General features: G+C 72.4%; 16 protein-coding genes. 10 read left to right on the forward strand and 6 right to left on the reverse strand.

What is annotated here, in order from left to right; translation table 11 throughout:
• Positions 1-42: 42 nt before the first annotated feature.
• Positions 43-480: a PPOX class F420-dependent oxidoreductase gene (locus P2Q00_RS01540; RefSeq protein ID WP_275768684.1), complete on the forward strand. Its 438-nt coding sequence runs from the start codon at positions 43-45 to the stop codon at positions 478-480.
• A gap of 90 nt (positions 481-570) precedes the next feature.
• Positions 571-2,661: a tetratricopeptide repeat protein gene (locus tag P2Q00_RS01545; protein ID WP_275768686.1), complete on the forward strand. Its 2,091-nt coding sequence runs from the start codon at positions 571-573 to the stop codon at positions 2,659-2,661.
• Here the strand turns inward: P2Q00_RS01545 and P2Q00_RS01550 are convergent.
• Positions 2,648-3,946, reverse strand: a complete 1,299-nt coding sequence (locus P2Q00_RS01550; protein ID WP_275768687.1) for a hypothetical protein — start codon at positions 3,944-3,946, stop codon at positions 2,648-2,650. The genes P2Q00_RS01545 and P2Q00_RS01550 overlap by 14 nt on opposite strands.
• A 710-nt stretch (positions 3,947-4,656) precedes the next feature.
• Between P2Q00_RS01550 and P2Q00_RS01555 the strand changes: the two genes are divergently transcribed.
• Genes P2Q00_RS01555 through P2Q00_RS01565 form a run of 3 tightly spaced genes read left to right on the forward strand, consistent with a single transcriptional unit; the run spans position 4,657 to position 5,954 of the window.
• Positions 4,657-5,067, forward strand: a complete 411-nt coding sequence (locus P2Q00_RS01555; RefSeq protein ID WP_275768689.1) for a VOC family protein — start codon at positions 4,657-4,659, stop codon at positions 5,065-5,067.
• Between the two features lie 54 nt (positions 5,068-5,121).
• A complete protein-coding gene (locus P2Q00_RS01560) occupies positions 5,122-5,556 on the forward strand; it encodes a VOC family protein (protein ID WP_275768690.1) in 435 nt (144 codons plus the stop codon).
• A 56-nt stretch (positions 5,557-5,612) separates the two neighbouring features.
• On the forward strand, positions 5,613-5,954 hold the full coding sequence (locus P2Q00_RS01565) for a VOC family protein (protein WP_275768692.1): 342 nt from the start codon (positions 5,613-5,615) through the stop codon (positions 5,952-5,954).
• Here P2Q00_RS01565 and P2Q00_RS01570 read toward each other — a convergent pair.
• From P2Q00_RS01570 to P2Q00_RS01580, 3 genes are all read right to left on the reverse strand, one after another.
• Positions 5,851-7,065 (reverse strand): glycosyltransferase family 4 protein, encoded by a 1,215-nt coding sequence (locus tag P2Q00_RS01570; RefSeq protein ID WP_275768694.1) that lies wholly within the window; start codon positions 7,063-7,065, stop codon positions 5,851-5,853. The two genes, P2Q00_RS01565 and P2Q00_RS01570, sit on opposite strands and share 104 nt — an antisense overlap.
• Positions 7,066-7,120: 55 nt before the next feature.
• The gene (locus P2Q00_RS01575; protein WP_275768696.1) at positions 7,121-8,446 is read right to left on the reverse strand and encodes a nucleotide sugar dehydrogenase; all 1,326 of its coding nucleotides are present in this window, start codon (positions 8,444-8,446) and stop codon (positions 7,121-7,123) included.
• 95 nt (positions 8,447-8,541) lie between these two features.
• A complete protein-coding gene (locus P2Q00_RS01580; protein WP_275768698.1) occupies positions 8,542-9,993 on the reverse strand; it encodes a glycosyltransferase family 4 protein in 1,452 nt (483 codons plus the stop codon).
• Between the two features lie 62 nt (positions 9,994-10,055).
• Between P2Q00_RS01580 and wecB the strand changes: the two genes are divergently transcribed.
• The 4 genes from wecB to P2Q00_RS01600 are packed head-to-tail and all read left to right on the forward strand — an operon-like array spanning position 10,056 to position 15,808.
• Positions 10,056-11,144, forward strand: a complete 1,089-nt coding sequence (gene wecB, locus P2Q00_RS01585; protein WP_275768700.1) for a non-hydrolyzing UDP-N-acetylglucosamine 2-epimerase — start codon at positions 10,056-10,058, stop codon at positions 11,142-11,144.
• Positions 11,137-11,775, forward strand: coding sequence for a class I SAM-dependent methyltransferase (locus P2Q00_RS01590; protein WP_275768702.1), 639 nt, complete (start codon positions 11,137-11,139; stop codon positions 11,773-11,775). The genes wecB and P2Q00_RS01590 overlap by 8 nt, the downstream gene beginning before the upstream one ends.
• Positions 11,775-13,592: an amino acid adenylation domain-containing protein gene (locus P2Q00_RS01595; RefSeq protein ID WP_275768704.1), complete on the forward strand. Its 1,818-nt coding sequence runs from the start codon at positions 11,775-11,777 to the stop codon at positions 13,590-13,592. The genes P2Q00_RS01590 and P2Q00_RS01595 overlap by 1 nt, the downstream gene beginning before the upstream one ends.
• The gene (locus tag P2Q00_RS01600; RefSeq protein ID WP_275768706.1) at positions 13,589-15,808 is read left to right on the forward strand and encodes a glycosyltransferase; all 2,220 of its coding nucleotides are present in this window, start codon (positions 13,589-13,591) and stop codon (positions 15,806-15,808) included. The genes P2Q00_RS01595 and P2Q00_RS01600 overlap by 4 nt, the downstream gene beginning before the upstream one ends.
• Positions 15,809-15,967: 159 nt before the next feature.
• Here the strand turns inward: P2Q00_RS01600 and P2Q00_RS01605 are convergent, their stop codons facing one another.
• Positions 15,968-17,308, reverse strand: coding sequence for an MFS transporter (locus tag P2Q00_RS01605; protein ID WP_275768708.1), 1,341 nt, complete (start codon positions 17,306-17,308; stop codon positions 15,968-15,970).
• Between the two features lie 179 nt (positions 17,309-17,487).
• The gene (locus P2Q00_RS01610; RefSeq protein WP_275768709.1) at positions 17,488-18,153 is read right to left on the reverse strand and encodes a TetR/AcrR family transcriptional regulator; all 666 of its coding nucleotides are present in this window, start codon (positions 18,151-18,153) and stop codon (positions 17,488-17,490) included.
• 141 nt (positions 18,154-18,294) lie between these two features.
• Here P2Q00_RS01610 and P2Q00_RS01615 point away from each other — a divergent pair, with 141 nt between their 5' ends.
• Positions 18,295-19,182 (forward strand): shikimate dehydrogenase, encoded by an 888-nt coding sequence (locus tag P2Q00_RS01615; protein ID WP_275768711.1) that lies wholly within the window; start codon positions 18,295-18,297, stop codon positions 19,180-19,182.
• Positions 19,183-19,240 lie beyond the last annotated feature (58 nt).

A 19,240-nucleotide genomic window follows, 5' to 3' on the forward strand; every position in this document is an offset into this window, starting at 1 on the left:
CCATCCGGGAATGCCGGGATCGGTCGGTCAGGTTGACCGGGTATGACTCACGACACACTGCTCGAGCTGCTCTCCGACGGACGCAGCGGCGTGCTGGTCACTCTCAAGCGCGACGGCCGGCCCCAGCTGTCGAACGTCAGCCATCACTACTACCCGGACGAGGGCATCGTCCGGATCTCCGTCACCGACGACCGGGCGAAGACCCGCAACCTGCGCCGGGACGCGCGGGCGTCGTACCACGTGTCGACCCCCGACCGCCGGGCCTACACGGTCGTCGAGGGAACCGCCGATCTCTCACCCGTCGCGAAGGACCCGCACGACGACACGGTGGAGGAGCTGATCCGCCTGTACCGAGACGTCCTCGGCGAGCACCCGGACTGGGACGACTACCGTGCCGCGATGGTCCGCGACCGACGCCTGGTGGTGCGCCTGAAGGTGGAGCGGACGTACGGCATTCCCAAGGGTGCCAACACGGGCTGAACCTCTGTCATCTCCCTTCATCTCCCGTGACTGCGGCTAGGGTTGATCACTGCGGGCGGCGTGGCGATCGGAAGACGGGGAGTGCACGGCATGGTGGATCCGGTTTCGCTTGGTGCCATCGGCGCGGTGCTCGGAGCCGTCGGATCGGGCATGGCGAACGAAGCCGGCAAGTGGGCCTGGGAGTCGGCCGGCGGTCTGGTCCGCCGTATCGCCGGGCGCGAGGTGGCCGCCCCCACCACCCCGGGCCAACTGGACGACGTGGCCCGTCTGGTGCACGAGCGAGTGCAGGGCGATCCACAACTGGCGCATGCCTGGGCGCAGTTCGCCAGAGGTGTACGGGCTCCCGGCACGGGATCCGGGCCGGACCGTCCCTGCCTGCCCACCGCACCGCACTTCTTCACGGACCGTCAAAAGGCCCTGAAACTCCTGGACAAGGAGGCCACACGCGCCTTCGCCGGACGTCCCCGGCTGGCTCTCCTCCATGGCCCCGAAGGCATCGGCACCAGCACCCTCGCCATCCACTGGGGCTGGCGGCAGACTGCCCGCTTCCCCGACGGTCAGCTCTACGCCGACCTGCGCACCCGCGCGCCCGAAGCGGTCCTCGGCGCCCTGCTGCGCGGACTCGGCCTGCCCGACGAGGAGGTACCCCCGGCCGCCGCCGACCGCGCGGAGCTCCTGAGGCGCTGTCTGGCCGACAGGCGGCTGCTCCTCGTACTCGACCACGCCCGGTCCGCCGCCCAGCTCCGGCCGCTGCTGACCTCGGCGCCCGGTGTGTTCACGATCGTCGTCGCCCGGCAGCCGCTCACCGGCCTGGACGCCCTGCGCATCCCGGTCGGCCCGCTCGCCCGGCGGGACGCCGTGCGGCTGCTCACCGACCTCGTCGGCAAGCCGGCCATCAGCGCGGCCCGCGCCACGCTGCCCACGGTCCTCGACCGCTGCGCCGGCTCGCCCTACGCCCTGCGCGCCGCGGCACCCCGTCTGACCGCGGACACCGAGCCGCCCCCCGGGCCGCAGGACGACCCCGTCCGCGGCGCCGCCGAGGACTCGTACCGCCTGCTCACACCCGCCGCGGCCCGTCTCTACCGCCTCGCCGCCCTGCGCGACTGGCCCGCCCTCGACCCCGCCGCGGCCGCCCGCGCCGCGGACCTCGACGAGGCCGAAGCCGCCCGGCTCCTGGACGAACTCGCCGACGCCCTGCTCATCGAGCGCACCGACACCGGCCGCTACCGCTACCGCCCCGCCGTCCGTGCCCACGCCGAGCACACGGCTGCCGCCCTCGACGGCGTCGCGGCCTGCTCGGCGGCCGTCACCCGGGTCGTCGCCGGCTACCGGGACCTGGCCGTTGGAGCGGCCCGGGCCGCACTGCCCGAGAGCTGGCGGGTCCCCTCCGCGGACTCGCCCGTGTCCTTCCCGGACCGGGGCGCGGCCGTCGCCGCGCTGGCCGCCGAGGCGCCCGGTCTCGTCGAGGCGGTGCACGCGGCGGAGGACTTCCAGGACCGGGACACCGTCGTCCTGCTCTGCCAGGCGCTGTGGCCGCTCCAGCTCAAGGCCGGCCACCACGACGTCCTGCTGCCCGCGCTGCGCGCCGGAGCACGCACCGCCGACGAGCACTTCCCCGGCACCCGCACGGCCGGCGCCCTGCACGCCCAACTCGCCCACACCCTCACGGAGTTGCGCCGCTGGGACGAGGCCGAACCCGAAGCGCTCGCCGCCGCCCGGGCCGAGCAGACGGCCGGTCATGTGCGCGGCCACGCCTCTGCGGTCGAGTTCCTCGGACTGCTGCGGCTGCGGCAGTGGCGGTTCGAGGAGGCGTACGCGTGCTTCGAGGAGGCGTACGACATCCTCGACGGCATCGGCCCAGCCGACGAGGGCGCCGCCGACCTCCCACGCGCCCGGGCCCTGCTGGAACGCCACCGGGGACGCGCACTGCGCGGCCTCGGCCGCCGCGAGGAGGCGGTACTGCGACTGGAACGCGCCCTGCGCTTCTTCCGCGACAGCGGCGAGGCCTACAACACCGCCCGCACCCTCACCGACCTCGCCGAAACCCACCTGGACGGCGCCGAGCCGGACACCGCCCGGCCACTGATCGACGAGGCCCTTGCGGCCCTCGGGCGGGAGAACGCCGAGTACCAGGTGGCATGGCTGCGGTTACTGCGGGAGCGGTGCGTCACGCCGGAGTGAGCCGCACGGGGTGGGCCACGTTCCCGATGCGGACCGTCAGCCCCTGCCCGGCCAGCTCCTCCAGCGACTTGCCCGCCGCGAGCCAGGCATGCAGGGCGGAGGCGTACGCGGCCGGATCGGCGTCCGCACCGGGTCCGGCATCCAGGCGGACCGACGCGCCCGCGCGGGTGCGGAGAACGCACGAGCCGGGGCCGGTGATGTAGGCGGCCAGCGCGCAGTGCGGATGACGGTCGAGGACCTCCGCCGTCCAATGGGCGGGGGATACGAAGCGCGGGTCGTTCTCGTCGCCGTACCGGAACACCACGTCCGCCAGGGCGAGTTGGTCGGTCTCGCGGGTGTCCTCGTGGGCCGCCGTGTGGGCCTCGCCCTCTCCGTCCGGTGCCGGGTGCGGTCCGGCGTACCGGGTCACGGAGACCTCTCCGGAGCCGAGCAGGCGGGTGAGCACCAGCAACGGGACGGTGTGCGCCGGGGGTTCGTACGGCGGGAGCGGGAGCGGTTCGAGACGGGCGGGCGCGTCCGGTTCGGGGATGCCGATGAGGTCGTAGAAGAGCCGTCGCAGCCGGGCCGCGGACTCGCCGGGTGCGGAGCTGACCAACTCCGCCGGTTCGGGCGGGGGTTGGTGGTGGTCGACGAGTGCGTCGAGCTGCGGGCGCAGGGGGCGTGCGGGGTCGAGGCGGGGTGCGGTGCGTACGAAGGCGTGGACCGGGGCATCGGGGTCCAGTCCCGCGAGGGGTGCGGCGCCGAGGAGGACCGGGGTGCCGAGGGCGGCGGCGTAGTAGGTGACGGAGCCGTGGTCGCCGATCACGGCGTCGGCGGCGAGCAGCGCCTGCCGCCAGCCGTCCAGGGGATCGATCAGCGCCAGTCCGGCGCGGCGGGCACGGTCGAGCCAGGCGCGGATCTGGCCGGGACCGTGACCGTGCCAGACATTGGGGTGCAGGACGGCCGCGAGACGGTACTCGTCGGCGGGGAACTCCGAGGTCAGACGGGGGAGGAGAGAGGGGAGTACGTCATCGCCGCCGCCGTCGCCGAAGAGCGACTCGGGGTTCCAGGTGGAGTTGAGGACGATCAGGCGCTGCCCCCGGCCCACCCCGAGGGCGCGGCGGTAGCGGTCGCGGTGGGGGAGGGCCGCCAGCATGCGGTCCCAGCAGGGATCCCCGGCGAGCACGGCCGTGGGTGCGGCCTCGGGGCAGACGGTGCGCAGCCGCTCGTACTGCTCGGGGTGGGAGAGGACGAGCGCGTCCGCGAGCGGCTTGCCGTACTCGTCGAGGAGCCACTCCGGCGACATCCCGAAGACCGGATCCGACCGTTCCCGACCGCTGCCCGGTGTCGGGTGTCGGGTGTCGGGTGTCGGGTGTCGGCAGTCTCTTAGTGTATCCGACACCGTGTGACAAGACAGTCAATACGCCGGAAAGTGCCCGGAGTTGACCGCCGAAGCTCGCCGACACGACAAGCGCGACCGGTGTCTCGACCGCCTGCTCCCACGGCAGTACGGGCACCCCGGTCCCGTCCAGCAGTTCGGTGACGCCCGCCCGGAACGCCGACGACCCCGGGCAGGTGACCAGCAGCTGCACCCTGAAGTCGTCGTGGAAGAGCGGCAGGACGTCGAGCAGGCGGGTCGCGGCGGTCACGTTGTGGACGACGAGGAGCACCTTGTGGCTGCGCCCACGGGTGGCCCACCGTGCCGCGTCGTCGCCGACCGGCACCCGTATCCACCCGGCCCCCGCCACGTCCTCGCCCACCTCTCGCCACCCGTTCGTTTGATCGGGCAACGATAGTCAACGCTCGGTCCGCGCACCCCGGCCGCCCCTGAATCCGGCCGGAGCGCGCGGAGGCTCCTCATGATTACCGCAGTGCGCGCAATGCCTCAACAGCGCCTTTCGCGCGGGCGTCGACCGGGTCCTAGGACCGGGGGTGCAGGGCGGACGACCGATGGTCCGTCGATCGCGGACTGCCTAGGCTGCGAAGTCCGATGCCGCTACTCAGGAAGAGGACCCGATGCCGGTCAACGGCCGCAGCCACATCCGTGTCGCCCGCCCGTCGAGGGACCTCGCGGCCGCCGAGCGGTTCTGGGCGCAGGGGCTCGGACTGAGCGTGGTGTGGCGGGCGGAGGGCGGCTCCGAACCGGGCGAGCACGACCTGCTGATGCTCGGCTGGCCGGACGCGGACTGGCATCTGGAGCTCGTCCACGAGCCCGCCCGCCCCGTCGAGCCCCGGCCCACCGAGGAGGACCTCCTCGTCGTCTACGTCGACGGGCCGGTGCCGGACGAGTTGGTGGCCCGGCTGGAGGAGCACGGCGGCAAGCGGGTGCCGTCGCCCAATCCCTACTGGAACCAGTGGGGCGTCACGATCGAGGATCCGGACGGCTACCGGCTGGTGCTGTGCGAGCGGGGCTGGTCGAACGTCTGATCAGGCAGCCGCGGCCGCGGGCCGACTGTCAGTGGTGCGCAGTACGGTCCTTGCATGGCAGCTACCTTCGATCTCACTCTGGACTGCGCGGACGCGCGGCTCCTCGCCGGGTTCTGGAAGACGGCGCTCGGCTATGTCGACGAGCCGCCGCCCGCTCCCTTCACCACGCGCGAGGAGTGGCTCGCGCAGTTCGACCTGCCGGACGACGACTCGGCGGACGACGGCGCCTGGCTCTGCGATCCCGACGGCGCCGGCCCCCGGCTGTCCATCCTCAAGGTCCCCGAGCCCAAGACGGCGAAGAACCGCCTGCACATCGACGTCCGGGTGCCGGGAGGCGGCGGCCCCGACGAGCGGTGGGCCCGCATCCGGGCCGAGGCCGAGCGCCTGGTGAAGGCGGGCGGCAGCGTCCTGGGGGAGTTCGACGGACATCACGTCGTGATGGCCGACCCGGAGGGCAACGAGTTCTGTGTGGCCGCGGCCCCGGCATGACGGTCCGCGTGCCGCGCTTGCCGTACCCCGGGCCGGGCAGCCACTAGCCTCCATACATGATCAATGGTGCACATGTGGTGATCTACACCCGCGACGCCGAGGCGGACCGGGCCTTCTTCCGGGATGTCCTCGGCTGGGCGCATGTCGACGCCGGCCATGGCTGGCTCATCTTCAAGGCGCCGCCCGCCGAGGTCGCCTTCCACCCGGCCGAGGGTGAGCCGTCGCACGAACTGATGCTGATGTGCGACGACATCGACGTGACGACGGCCGAACTCGTCGAGAAGGGCGTGGAGTTCACGCGGCCCCTGCAGGAGGCACGCTGGGGCCGGGTGACCGGCTTCCGGCTGCCGGGCGGCGGCGAGGTCGGCCTCTACGAGCCCCGTCACCCACGAGCGTAGGACGGGAGGACTCCCCGGCCCAGGCCTCCAGCAGGTCCGCGAAGTCCGCCGCGCTGTGCTGCCAGTCGAGGCGGGCGAGGGCGGCCTCGCTGCCGTGGCGCGACGCACGCAGCCGGAGTTCGGGATCAGCGGCCAGGCGTCGTACGGCCTGTGCCGCGGCCGGCGGGTTCTCGTACGGCACGACGAGGCCGCAGCCGTGGCGCTGGACGAGTTCGGCGGCCAGCGGGGTGGGCGTGGTGACGACGGGGACGCCGTAGGCCATGTACTCGACGACCTTGGTCGGGCGCGAGTGGCGGTAGTTGGCCTGGTCGTGCAGGAGGGACAGGCCGGCCAGGGCGCCGGGGAGGAGGGCGAGCGCGCGGTCGTTGGGCAGGAAGCCGTGCCAGCGCAGCACGCCGTCCCGGTCGGCCGCGGCGAGTGCATCCCGCACATCCGGGTCCGCCGCGCCGATCACCTCGACGAGCAGGGCGGGCCCGAGCAGCGCCGCCGTCTCGATGAGGTCCAGTGCGCCGCGCGCCCGTGACAAGTGGCCCAGATAGACGATCCGTTCGGTGCCCGGTGGCTCGGGCGGGGCGGGCGGCGGGGTCGCGAGGTTCGGGACGACCGGGTGGGTGCGGCGGAAGCGGGCCTGGTAGGCGTCCTCGGCCAGCAACAGCCGCAGATGCCGCTCCGCCAGGCCTTCGGCGGCACGCACGCCGAGCCGCAGCGGCGGCCGCATCGCCCGTGGCACCCAGCGCTTCATGGTGAGTGCCGCCGCGGTGTCCTCGTGCACGTCCCAGACGGTCACCGGGGCCTGCCCGGTCCGCCGCCAGCGACGCAGTGTGCCGGGCAGGGCCAGCAGCAGCTCGGGGTCGTGCAGCAGGACGACATCCGCCTCCGGGCCGCGCTCGGCGAGCAGCGCACGGGCCGCCCGCAGCGCCGCGCCGCGGTCTCGGCCGGCGGCCCGGGGGAGGTCGATGCCTTCGACGTCGGCGCGCGGCGCCACGCCTCGGGCCGCGAAGGGTGCGGCGTACACGATCCGGTGTCCGCGTTCCCGCAGGGCGGCGATCTGCCGGTGCAGGATGCGTGCGTCCTCGGGGTGGTGCACGACGGTGACGACAAGTATCCGCATCAGGGCACCTTTCAACTCCGGGTGACGGGGAGGGATTTGGCGGTCGCCGGGCAGCTCACAGGCGCTCGACGTCCGGGTGGAAGATGCGCCCCCGGGTGTCGAACAGCAGGCGGGCCTGGTCGGCGAGGGCGGGCAGGTCGTAGGCGGAGTGGTCCTGGAGCAGGATGGTCAGGTCGTGGTCGCGGGCGGCCGCCATGAGGTCGTCGACGCGCGGGACGTCCGTCCCGGAGACCGACCACAGCGGCACATACGGGTCGTGGAAGGACACCTCGGCGTCCCGCTCCCGCAGCAGTCTGGCCACCGGCACGGCCGGGCTCTCCCGCTGGTCGGCCACGTCCGGCTTGTAGGTGACGCCGAGCAGCAGCACCCGGGAGCCGTGCAGGGGCCGGCCGGCGCTGTTGAGCAGGTCCTGGGCGCGGCGCACGACGTACTCGGGCATGCGCCGGTTGATCTCCTGGGCCAGCTCGACGAACCGGAAGTCGTAGCCGAGCGACGAACGCACCTTGTACAGGAGGTAGTTGGGGTCGATGGGGATGCAGTGGCCGCCCACGCCGGCGCTCGGCCGGAACGCCTGGAAGCCGAACGGTTTGGTGCCCGCGCAGCGGATCGCGTCCCAGACGTCGATGTGCAACTCGCGGCTGATGATGGCGAGTTCATTGACCAGGGCGATGTTCACATGCCGGTAGGTGTTCTCCAGCAGCTTGGCCATCTCGGCCTCGCGGGTGCCCTTCGCCTGGACCACGGTGTCGATGAACTTGCCGTAGAAGGCGACCGCCCGCACCGCGCAGGACGGGGTGCATCCGCCGACCACCTTGGGCACCTCGCGCAGGGAGTGCGTGGTGTTGCCGGGGTCGATGCGCTCCGGCGAGAAGGCGAGCGCGAAGTCCTCGCCGGCCCGTAGCCCCGACTCCTCCAGCAGCGGCCGTACGACCTCCTCGGTGGTGCCCGGATAGGTGGTCGACTCCAGGACGACGAGCTGTCCCGGCCGCAGCCTGCCCGCCACCGATGTCGCCGCGGATGTCACGGCGCTCAGATCGGGCCCGCCGTCCCCGCTCAGCGGGGTCGGCACACAGATGACGACGGTCTGCGCACGGGCCAGACAGGCGTCGTCCGTGTACGCGGTGAAACCGGCCTCCCGCATTCTGCGGACGTCCTCGTCCGGGACGTCGCCGACGTGCGAGCGGCCGGAGTTGAGTGCCGCGACGACATCGGCGTCACGGTCCAGGCCCACGACGCGCAGGCCGACCGACGACGCCTCCCGCGCGAGCGGCAGTCCCACGTAACCGAGGCCGATCACCGCCAGTTCGACGTGGTCGGCCTGTGCTGATTCCCCGAGCTGTTCGCTTGCTTCCCCGAGCGATACGGCCTGTTCGACCTGCATAGGGATTCACCCAGCCTCAGGCAGGACTCGATGGAATGGGGATTGCGATAGGAGTTGGGACGGTGGTCGGAATCGGGAATCGGGTCTGTTCGGGTCTAGGCGCATCCCAGTGCGCAATACGCCTCACGGGTCGTGGCGGCGACCCGCTTCCAGGTGCGTTCACGTGCGACCAGCGCGCGGGCGGACGCTCCCAACAGGGTCCGCCACTTTTGACTGTAAAGCAGATCTTCGAGCGCATCTGCCCAGAGAAGGGACGATTCGGGGAGAATTAGCCGACCGTTCACTTCGGGTTCGATCAGTTCTCTCATTGCGGTGAGATCACTACTGGCCACGGCAAGACCGCTCGCCATCGCTTCGACCGGTTTGAGAGGGGTCACCAGATGGCAGACGCGCTCGTCGGTGCGCGGCACCGCGAACACATCCAACACCGCGTGGAACTCCCGCACTTGGGCATGCGGCACCCGGCCGGTGAACAGGGCGACGCCGTCGCCGAGGCCCAGCCGGGCGGCCAGCCGCTGCAGTGCGGCGCGCTCCGGGCCCTCGCCGACGATCAGCAGCCGCAGCGGAACACCCCGGCGCCGCAGCTCGGCACCCGCATGGAGCAAGGTGCCAATGCCCTCGTGCGGGGTGAGACTGCTGACGGTGCCCACGACCAGATCGTCCGGCGCGATGCCGAGCCGGGCCCGCACCGGCGCCCCGTCCGGCAGCGGGGCCAGAAACGCCTGGTCCACCGCGTTCGGCGAGATCAGCACCCGCTCCTCGGGCACCCCGCGCGCCACGATCTCCGCCTTCATCGCCGCGCCCAGCGTCAGCACCAGGTCGGCCTCGTGCATGCAGTACGTCTCCAGCTCGCGCCGCATGCGGTAGACGGGATCCTGCGGACTCCGCCCCGGCGCCTGGGTCAGCCAGGTCTCCTCCAGGAAGCCCCGCACCTCGTAGACCACGGGCAGCCCGTAGGCCTCGCGCAGGGCGAGCGCCACCCGCCCGTTGCCGTGGTCGGTGGCCGCGTGCAGCACGGCGGGCCGCAGCCGCTCCACCAGCCGCCCGGCCAGCTCGGCGTTGCGCGCCAGCACCGCCCCCTGCCCGTACGGCAGCACCCGCGGCAGCAGCCGGTGCTGCGGCACCCCGCCCACCAGCTGCAGCGGGCGGGCGTCCAGCACACCCTGCGCCACCGGGAACCCGATGCGCGTCACGACGTGCGGATCGAGGCCCGCCGCCCGCTGCGCCTCGGCCAGCTTCTGCGTGCGCACCGTGTATCCGGCATGCTGGAACGGCAGCCCGTTGGTGACCAGATGCAGTACCCGCCCCGGCACGGGCCGGATCGCCCGTTCGGCGGGCGCGGGCACCCGGGCCGCGGACGGCACCGCGGTCGGCCCGACCGTACGGGCCCGCGCACCGAGCCTCCGCTCGACCGGCCGCACCCGCCGCCGGAGCCGAGCGGGCAGCAGTCGTACGGCGAGCAGCGCCGCCCGGGCGGGATCGTGACGCATCTCGCCCCAGGCCACGGACGCGGCCAGGAGGAGGGCGCGGGGGAGACGTCGCGGCATGCGGTCACGGTAGGGCGGCACGGTGAACTTCCGGGGGGCCGACACGACCGAAGGGGTACCGCATGAACGGCCGCATCCTCCACGTCGTCGGCACCCGGCCGAACTTCGTCAAGGCCGCCCCGGTCGTCGCCGCCCTGCGCGCCGCGGGCTGCGAGCAGGTCCTCGTCCACACCGGCCAGCACTACGACGAGCGGATGTCGGACGTCTTCTTCCGCCAGCTCGGCCTGCCCGAGCCGGACACCGACCTCGGCGTGGGCTCCGGCAGCCACGCCCGGCAGACCGCCGACCTGCTGGTGGCGCTGGAGGCCGAGCTGACGGCCCGCGCACCCGCGTTGACCGTCGTCTACGGAGACGTGAACTCCACCCTCGCCGCCGCCCTCGTCGCCGCCAAGCTCGGCATCCCGGTCGCCCATGTGGAGGCGGGCCTGCGCAGCTTCGACATGGCGATGCCGGAGGAGGTCAACCGCCGCCTGGTCGACCAGCTCGCCGAGCTGCTCCTCGCCACCAGCCCGGAGGCCGTCGGCCACCTCGCCCGCGAGGGCGTCGATCCCGGCCGCGTCCACTTCGTCGGCAACCCGATGATCGACACCCTGCTCACCCATCTGGACCGCCTCGACCCGGCCGCCGCCCGCACCGCCTGCGGCCTGCCCGAGCGCTACGGCGTCGTCACACTGCACCGCCCCGCCAACGTCGACGACCCCGAGGCGGCCCGCACGGCGGCCCGCGCCCTGGCCGAGTCCGCCGCCCACCTCGACCTCGCCGTACCCCTGCACCCGCGCGGGGCGGCGGCACTGCGCGCCGCCGGACTCGCCGACGCGCCGGGCGTCCATCTGCTCGAACCACTCGGCTACGTCGAGTTCATGAGCCTGGTCCGTGGCGCCGCCGCCGTCATCACCGACTCGGGCGGCGTCCAGGAGGAGACCACGGTGCTCGGCGTCCCGTGCCTGACCCTGCGCACCACCACCGAACGCCCGGTGACCGTCACCCACGGCACCAACCGCCTGGTCACAGCTGCCGAGTTGGCACCCGCCCTGCACAAGGTGCTGAACGGCTCCGCGCCCGCCCCCGCCGAAGCCCCGCCCCTGTGGGACGGAAGGTCCGGCCCCCGTATCGCCCGGGTGCTCACGCACTGGCTGGAGAGCCATGACTGACCACCGCACCCGCTCCCACCGGTACTGGGACACCCGCCACCGTGAACGCGACGACCTCGCCTCCGGCGGCCACATCGGCCTGGACCGCCCCGGCAACGAGATCTTCTACGCGCAGCGCCTCGGCGCCCTGCTCACCCTGATCGGCGATCTGTCGAGCCCCGAGGCCCCCCTCTTCGTACTCGACGCCGGCTGCGGCAAAGGGCACTTCGCCCGCGGCCTGGCCCGCTGCGGCCACTGCGTCGACGCCTTCGACGCCAGCCCCGAGGCGATCGCGCAGGCTCGCACCGAGGGCGGCGGCCCGCGCTACACGGTCACCGCGCTCACCGACTTCCGCAGCCCATGGCCGTACGACCTCGTCCTGTGCGTGGACGTCCTCTTCCACGTCCTGGACGACGCCGAGTGGGCGGCCGCCCTGCGCAACCTGGCCTCGCTCGTGCGCGTGACCGGACGACTGATCCTCACCGACGAGGACACGACCGGGCGCACCGCACGCGGCACCTACATACTGCACCGCCCAACTGCCGCCTACCGCAGGGAAATCGAACCCCTCGGCCTGACCCACACCCGCTTCCAGCCGTACGGCTTCCGCGAGAACCTGGTCGGCTTCCACGTCTTCACGAGGACCCGCTGATGCGCCTCACCGATCTGCTGCGCCCCCATCTGGACGGCGTCACCACCGTCGTGGACGCGACGGCCGGCCGCGGCCTGCGCCTCGCGCCCTATCTGCACCTGCCGCCCGGAGTCGAGCTGCGGGACGGCGAACAGGCGGTCGGCAAGGGTGAGTTGGTGGTCCTCTCCTACGGCCCCGACCCCGGCCTGCACGGCGACGAGGAGCACTGCCGAGCCGTCCTGGCACGGATGCGCCCCGGCGGCCGCGGCCTGCTCCTCTTCGGTCACCGTGCACCCGAACTGCCCTACCACCGGCTCCTCGACGACCTGGTCGCCCACCAGTGCCAGGTCCTGCGCGCCGCCGCCCTCGACTACGCGCATCTGCACGCGGGCGCGGTCTTCGTCTGCACCGACGAACTCCTGCCGTCGCACGACTGGTTCGGCAGCCCGGTGGAGTCGGACGGCCTCGCCACCGCGCTGCGCATCGCCGACGAGTACGTCCTCGCCGACTTCGTCTCCCGTGCCGTACGGGCCCGGGCGCTCGACCTGGAACACACGGCCGAGGAGACCGCCCGCGCCCTCGACGCCGCCCGCGACGACTCCGCCGCCGAGCGACTGGCCGCCGCCGTACGGGAGAAGGAGCAGCTGGCGTCCGCTCTGCGGGCGGCCCGGGACCGGGTCGGCGTGCTGGAGGCGCGCGTGGCCATGCTGGAGGGCTCGACCTCGCTCCGGGTCGGGAAGGCCCTGGTGGCAGCGGCGCGGGCGCCGCGCCGCGGGGCGGTCCGGCTGCCGGGCGAGTTGTACGGGCTGTGGCGCGGGCGACGGCAGGCAGCCGGACGGGCACCCGGCGGGACACAACGGGCCCCTGAGCGGGACGATGCCGTCGTCGACGGCCGCCTCCACCTCGCCCACCGCGCCCTTTCCTCGACTCCCCGCGACCGTCTGGTGATCGCGGGTATCCTCACCGACCGCACCGCCGAGGACTTCGCGCCGGACGCGATTGTCAACCGTCTCCTGCCGCACGACGGACGCCTGCTCGTCGAGCGCACCGACCCGGACGCGGTGGTCGTGCAGCTGAGCGCCTGCACGGGCGAGAGCGGCCCCTGGTCGCTCGTGGGCACCGGCCTGGCACCGGACCTGGACCGGCGACTGGCCGAACTCCTCGCCGAGGCAAGGGCGTTGGGCCGGTCGGCCGTCCTGTGGCGGGACGCTCCCGCCACGGGCGCTCCCGGACTGGCGGAGTTCGCCTGGGACGCCGTCCTCGACGCGGACACGGGTGTACGGCTCTCCCGGCTCGACCCTGCCGCCGAAGGCAGGGAACGGCTCCGGGAAGCGTTCCGTCACGACAGCACCCGTGTGCGGCTGGCGGAGCTGGCGCGGCTGGTCGGCGGCCCGGACCCGCTGGCCGGGCGTCGCGTCGCGGTCGTCGCCGATCCGCGGGACCGGGATGACGTGGCGGCGCTCACCGCGTATGTGCTCGGCCAGCACCACCGGCCGGCCGAGGTGATCGTGCCCGAGCCGGCGAGCCTCGACCTCGACGAACTGGCAGCCTCCGGAGTGGCGGTGCACCAGGGTCCGCCCGCCGCATCCTGGATCGCCGACTGGACGGACCTGTCCGAGGAACGTGCCGGGACCCTCCTGCTCGACCTGATGACAGCTCAGGAGTGGTCGGGCGCAGATGCGTTGGGCCACACCCCGGCCGACGACGACTACACCTTCGTACCCGAACTGCGCCCGCTTCTCGTCCACCGGTCGCTGTATCTGACCGGCGCGCCGCCCGGCAGCTGGTCCGGCCGCGGGTACCGCCTGCTGGCCGTACGCGGGAAGGAGCCCTCATGACCCGCACAATCAAGGCGCTCGTCTACGGCGACGTCGACCTCAACCTCATCGACGGCTCCGCCGTGTGGGCCCAGTCGACGGTGCAGGCGCTGTCCCTGGCGGGGTGCGAGACCCGGCTGGTCCTCAAGTCGCCTGTGCAGACTGGGCGGTTGACGGATCCGTTGGCGGGACTGCCCGGTGTCACGGTCGTGCGGCCGAACGAGGAGCGGCTCGTGTCCGGGCAGCAGGGACGTCCCCTGTCGCCGGTCCAGGCCTCGCAGCTGCTGGCGCGGCTGGACGAGGACGAGCCCTGCGATCTGCTGGTGCTGCGCGGGCGCAGGCTGGTCACCCGGGTCGTCGCCGACGGCACCTTCGACGGGCGGATCTGGGCCTACCTGACGGACATTCCGCAGTCGGCTTCCGAGATGACCGAGGAAGCGCGCGAGGAACTGGCCCGTATCGCCGCCGTCTGCGCCCAACTCCTCTGCCAGACCGAGGAGTTGCGGTGCTTCCTGGAGACCTGGGTGCCGGATGCCTGCGGACGGTGCGTGCTCAGCCCGCCCGCCGTGCCCGAGCCGGGTTTCCCCGTGCCGGAGCGCGGCGACACGATGCACGATCCCGTGCGACTCGTCTACACCGGTAAGTTCGCGCCCCGCTGGAACACCCTGCCCATGACCCGGCTCCCGGAACTCCTCGCCGGGCAGGGCATCCGGGCCGAACTCCACACCGTGGGCGACAAGATCCACGACGACCCCGCGCACCCGGACTTCCGGTCCGACATGGCACAGGCGCTGCGCGGCGGCGCCCCCGGCGTCCGCCACCACGGCGGACAGCCCCGCGAGGAGGCCATGCGCATCGCCGCCGGGTGCGACTTGGGGCTCGGCTGGCGGGACCCCGTTCTGGACGCCAGCCTCGAACTGTCCACCAAGGTCCTGGAGTTCGGGGCGCTCGGCCTGCCCGTGGTGCTCAACCGGACGCCCGCGCACGAGGCGCTGCTCGGCAGCGACTATCCGCTCTACGTCCCCGGGCGCGCGACCTTCGACGACGCGGCCGAGGCCGTTGCGCGCGCCGTGCGCGAACCCGGGGCGCGGCGCCTGGCCGCCGACCGCTGCCGGGCGGTCGCAGGGCGGTACACCCTTCGGGGCGCGGCCGCCCGCTGGCGCAGCCACCTCGACCTCGCCTTTCCGTCGGCACCGGCCGTCGTGGCCGCCCGATCCCGTCCGCTGCGGGTCGGTGTCGCGGGCCATGACCTGAAGTTCCTGACCCGGCTCCTCGACCACTTCCGCGCACTGCCCGGCCTCGACGTACGGCTCGACACCTGGCCCGCGCTTGCCCGGCACGACCCCGCCGCGAGCCGTGAACTCGCCGACTGGGCCGATGTGGTGGTCGTCGAGTGGTGTGGTCCGGCGGCCGTCTGGTACAGCCGCCACAAGCGGCCCGGCAGCCGGCTCGTCGTGCGGCTGCACCGTTTCGAGCTGGACGCCGAGTGGCCCCGGCAGGTCGACATCGACGCGGTCGACCGGGTGGTGTGCGTCAGCCCGCACTACCGTCGACGGGCAGTCGCCTGCACCGGCTGGCCGCAGTCCAAGGTCACCGTCATCCCCAACTGGGTCGACACCCACCAGCTCGACCGGCCCAAGGCGCCCGGCGCCCCCTTCCGACTCGGCATGATCGGCATCGCGCCCAGCCGCAAACGCCTCGACCTCGGCCTTGACGTCCTGGAGAAGTTGCGCGCCCGCGACCGGCGCTGGCAGCTGTCGGTCAAGTCGAAGCCGCCGTGGGAGTACTGGTGGATCTGGAACAAGCCCGAAGAGCGTGCACACTACGACGCCGTCCTGCGCCGTATGCAGACCTTGCCGTTGCTCGAAGGGGCCGTCGTCTTCGACGAGTTCGGCCCTGACGTCCCCGGCTGGCTGCGGCGCATCGGCCATGTCCTGTCCACCAGCGACGACGAGAGCTTTCACCTCTCCCCGGCCGAGGGGATGGCCTCCGGGGCCGTACCCGCACTGCTGCCGTGGCCCGGCGCGGACGAGATCTACGACCGGCGGTGGATCCACGACAGCTCCGAGGCCATGGCGGAGAGCATCGCCTCGCTGGTGGAGGACGAGGCCGGGGGTGCGGGTCCCTGGCGGGAGGCCGGGGCGGTGGCGCGCGAGCAGGCTCGGGAGGGGTTTGCGCTGGAGCGGGTTGCCGAGGCTTGGACGGCGCTGCTGGTCGGCTCCGCCGCGGGGCTGTGATGCGGCTTCTTTCGGCTGCGGCGCCGTTGTGGCTGGTCGCGCAGTTCCCCGCGCCCCTTGAGGGGGCTGCCGGACCGTAGCGTGGTTCGTCCTGCCAGCTTGGGGATGCCGGAGTCCCGGGCGCCGGAGCCGCTGTGGCAATCCGGTGCCCGGGGGGCCTCAGGCGGTGACTGTCTCCGGCTGGGATGCACCCTGGGCGGCTCGCTCGCCCAGGTGTTCCGTCGGGACCTTGTGGGTCTCGCGGGCCGAGAGGGCTGCGATGAGCGGTGGGACGCAGAGGGCGGCGGTGAACAGGGCCACCGATGACCAGTCCTTGCCGTCGGGGCCCGCGATCTGCGCCGCGAACGTGACCGCGAAGCCCGCCACGGCGAAGCCGATCTGGGTGCCGATCGCCATGCCGGACAGGCGAACGCGGGTGGAGAACATCTCGCCGTAGAAGGAGGGCCAGACGCCGTTCGCGGCGCTGTAGACGACGCCGAAGGCGACGATGCCCAGGATGAGGATCAGCGGGTAGTTGCCCGTCGAGATCGCCCACAGATAGCCGAACATGGCGATCGCGCTGCCGGACGCGCCGATCAGGAAGACGGGACGGCGGCCGATGCGGTCGGACAGGGTGGCCCACAGGGGGATCGCGGCGAGTGCCACGAGGTTGGCGAGTGCGCCCACCCACAGCATGGCGGAGCGGGACATGCCGACCGAGTCGCTGGTGGCGTAGGCGAGGGCCCAGACCGTGAAGATCGTGGAGACCGAGGCGATGAGCGCGCCCCCGATCACCCGCAGCACGTCCACCCAGTGCTCACGCAGCAGCACCGCCAGCGGCAGCCTCACGACACCCTCGGCGGCCGCCTGCTTCGCGAAGGCCGGGGTCTCCTGGAGCTTGCGGCGGATGACGAAGCCGACGACGGCCACCACGACGCTCGCCCAGAACGGGACCCGCCAGCCCCAGGACATCAGCTGGTCGTCGGGAAGCTGGGCGACGGCCAGGAAGACCAGGGTGGCGATGAGCTGGCCGCCCTGCGTGCCGCTGAGCGTGAAGCTGGTGAAGAAGCCGCGCCTGTTCGGTGGCGCGTGTTCCAGCGTCATCGAGTTCGCGCTGGCCTGCTCGCCCGCCGCCGAGATGCCCTGCAGGACGCGGCAGGCGACCAGGAGGACCGGCGCCAGGCCGCCGACCTGGGCGCGGGTGGGCAGACAGCCGATGAGGAACGTCGACAGACCCATCAGGATCAGCGTGAAGACCATGATCTTCTTACGGCCGACACGGTCGCCGAAGTGGCCGAGGAAGAGTGCACCGACCGGCCGGGCCGCATACGCGACACCGAACGTGGCCAGCGACAGCAGGGTCGCGGTGGCCGGGTCGGACTCGTCGAAGAAGACCTTCGGGAAGATCAGTGCAGCCGCGCTGCCGTAGATGAAGAAGTCGTAGTACTCCAGGGCGCTGCCGATCCAGGCGGCGGCTGCCGCCTTCTTCGGCTGCCCGACGGCGTCGGCGGGGACGGACACGGCGTGCTCCTTAGAGGGAACTCCAGCGTAGGTGGAGTGAGCGGGAGAGAACGGAGTGAGCGAAGAGGAGAGACGCGGGTGCCGGATCGCGGCTAATTAACCCACTGGATAGTTAGTCCCGGTGGGTAGGGATGTTGCGCCCACGTTTCCCGGGTGTCAAGGGGTGGCGCCCCGCCGCCTCAGTCGGCCGCCCGCTCCGCCGTCAGGTAGGCGATCACCATGTCGCCGAGCATGGTGCGGTAGTGCTCGCGCTGGGCGGGGTCGACCAGATCGCGCCCGAACAGGGCGCCGAACGTGTGCCGGTTGGCGACCCGGAAGAAGCAGAAGGAACTGATCATCGCGTGCAGGTCGACCGCGTCGACATCGGCCGTGAACAGCCCGGACTCCTGCCCGGCGGCCAGGATGCGGCGGATCACGTCGAGCGCGGGGGAGCCGATCCTGCCGAGCTTCTCCGAGGCGGCGATGTGCTCGGCCCCGTGGATGTTCTCGATGCTGACCAGGCGGATGAAGTCCGGGTGCTGCTCATGGTGGTCGAAGGTCAGCTCGGCCAGGCGCCGGATGGCCGCGACCGGGTCCAGATGCTCGACGTCCAGCTTCTGCTCGGCCTCGCGGATCACGCCGTACGCCCGCTCCAGGACGGCTGTGAACAGCTGCTCCTTGCCGCCGAAGTAGTAGTAGATCATCCGCTTCGTGGTGCGGGTGCGGGCGGCGATCTCGTCGACGCGGGCGCCGTCGTAGCCGGCCCGCGCGAACTCCTGCGTCGCCACGTCGAGGATCTCGGCCTGGGTGCGGGCGGCGTCGCGGATCCGCCCGTTCGGTCGTGCCGGTTCGTCGACGCTGGTCATCGGGTTCCTTCGGGAGTACGGCCAGTGCCGCAGATTCTAGAAGGCGGGCCGGGCGGCGCGGTCGGCGTCTTCCCAGGGAGCCTCCCGGCTGATATAGCTAACGTACTAGTTCGTACATTAATGCTCGGCTCAGGAGGCTCCGTGGCCAAGGACTCGTATCTCGTCGGACTGATCGGTTCCGGAATCGGCCCGTCGCTCAGCCCGGCGCTGCACGAGCGGGAGGCGGACCGGCAGGGCCTGCGCTATGTGTACCGGCTCATCGACATCGACGTGCTCGGCCTGCCCCCGGAGGCGGTCGGCGACCTGGTGCGGGCCGCGCGGGACCTGGGCTTCGACGGGCTCAACATCACGCATCCGTGCAAGCAGCTCGTCATCGAGCACCTGGACTCGCTCGCCCCGCAGGCCGAGGCGCTCGGGGCGGTCAACACGGTCGTGTTCGAGGACGGTCGTGCCGTGGGGCACAACACGGACGTCACGGGGTTCGCCGCATCGTTCGCGCGCGGGCTGCCGGATGCTTCGCTGGAGCGGGTGGTGCAGCTGGGCGCCGGCGGGGCCGGGGCGGCTGTTGCGCACGCCACGCTCACGCTGGGCGCCGAGCGCGTGACCGTCGTCGATGCGCTCGCCGATCGGGCGGCGGATCTTGCTGCCGGGCTGAATCGGCACTTCGGTGCAGGGCGGGCGGCCTGGGCCGCACCTGACCAGCTGGGTCGGCTGGTGGCCGCCGCCGACGGTGTTGTCCACGCCACTCCCACCGGGATGGCCGCCCATCCTGGTCTGCCCTTCCCGGCTGAGCTCCTGCACCCCGGGTTGTGGGTTGCCGAGGTTGTCTATCGGCCGTTGGAGACGGAGTTGTTGCGTGCCGCCAGGGCGGTTGGCTGTGCCGTCTTGGACGGGGGTGGGATGGCTGTTTTTCAGGCTGCGGATGCATTTCGGTTGTTCACCGGGCGGGAGCCCGAGAGTGCGCGAATGTTGGCGGACATTGCGGAGATGGCGGGTGGGTTCGAGAGCTCGGTGCGCAAGGTGGTTTGAACGGTGCGGGTCGTTTGTGGTTGATCGCGCCCACGCGGCGGAGCCGCAAATTGACACA

Source organism: Streptomyces coacervatus, assembly GCF_029223485.1.
Taxonomy (GTDB): Bacteria; Actinomycetota; Actinomycetes; order Streptomycetales; family Streptomycetaceae; genus Streptomyces; species Streptomyces coacervatus.

Bases quoted from the DNA above. Each gene is read 5' to 3' on its own strand.
- P2Q00_RS01560 (WP_275768690.1), top strand. From the start codon at position 5,122: ATGGCAGCTACCTTCGATCTCACTCTGGACTGCGCGGACGCGCGGCTC.
- wecB (WP_275768700.1), top strand. From the start codon at position 10,056: ATGAACGGCCGCATCCTCCACGTCGTCGGCACCCGGCCGAACTTCGTC.
- P2Q00_RS01555 (WP_275768689.1), top strand. From the start codon at position 4,657: ATGCCGGTCAACGGCCGCAGCCACATCCGTGTCGCCCGCCCGTCGAGG.
- P2Q00_RS01590 (WP_275768702.1), top strand. From the start codon at position 11,137: ATGACTGACCACCGCACCCGCTCCCACCGGTACTGGGACACCCGCCAC.
- P2Q00_RS01610 (WP_275768709.1), bottom strand. From the start codon at position 18,153: ATGACCAGCGTCGACGAACCGGCACGACCGAACGGGCGGATCCGCGAC.
- P2Q00_RS01570 (WP_275768694.1), bottom strand. From the start codon at position 7,065: ATGCGGATACTTGTCGTCACCGTCGTGCACCACCCCGAGGACGCACGC.
- P2Q00_RS01565 (WP_275768692.1), top strand. From the start codon at position 5,613: ATGATCAATGGTGCACATGTGGTGATCTACACCCGCGACGCCGAGGCG.
- P2Q00_RS01550 (WP_275768687.1), bottom strand. From the start codon at position 3,946: ATGTCGCCGGAGTGGCTCCTCGACGAGTACGGCAAGCCGCTCGCGGAC.
- P2Q00_RS01575 (WP_275768696.1), bottom strand. From the start codon at position 8,446: ATGCAGGTCGAACAGGCCGTATCGCTCGGGGAAGCAAGCGAACAGCTC.
- P2Q00_RS01580 (WP_275768698.1), bottom strand. From the start codon at position 9,993: ATGCCGCGACGTCTCCCCCGCGCCCTCCTCCTGGCCGCGTCCGTGGCC.
- P2Q00_RS01595 (WP_275768704.1), top strand. From the start codon at position 11,775: ATGCGCCTCACCGATCTGCTGCGCCCCCATCTGGACGGCGTCACCACC.
- P2Q00_RS01540 (WP_275768684.1), top strand. From the start codon at position 43: ATGACTCACGACACACTGCTCGAGCTGCTCTCCGACGGACGCAGCGGC.
- P2Q00_RS01545 (WP_275768686.1), top strand. From the start codon at position 571: ATGGTGGATCCGGTTTCGCTTGGTGCCATCGGCGCGGTGCTCGGAGCC.
- P2Q00_RS01600 (WP_275768706.1), top strand. From the start codon at position 13,589: ATGACCCGCACAATCAAGGCGCTCGTCTACGGCGACGTCGACCTCAAC.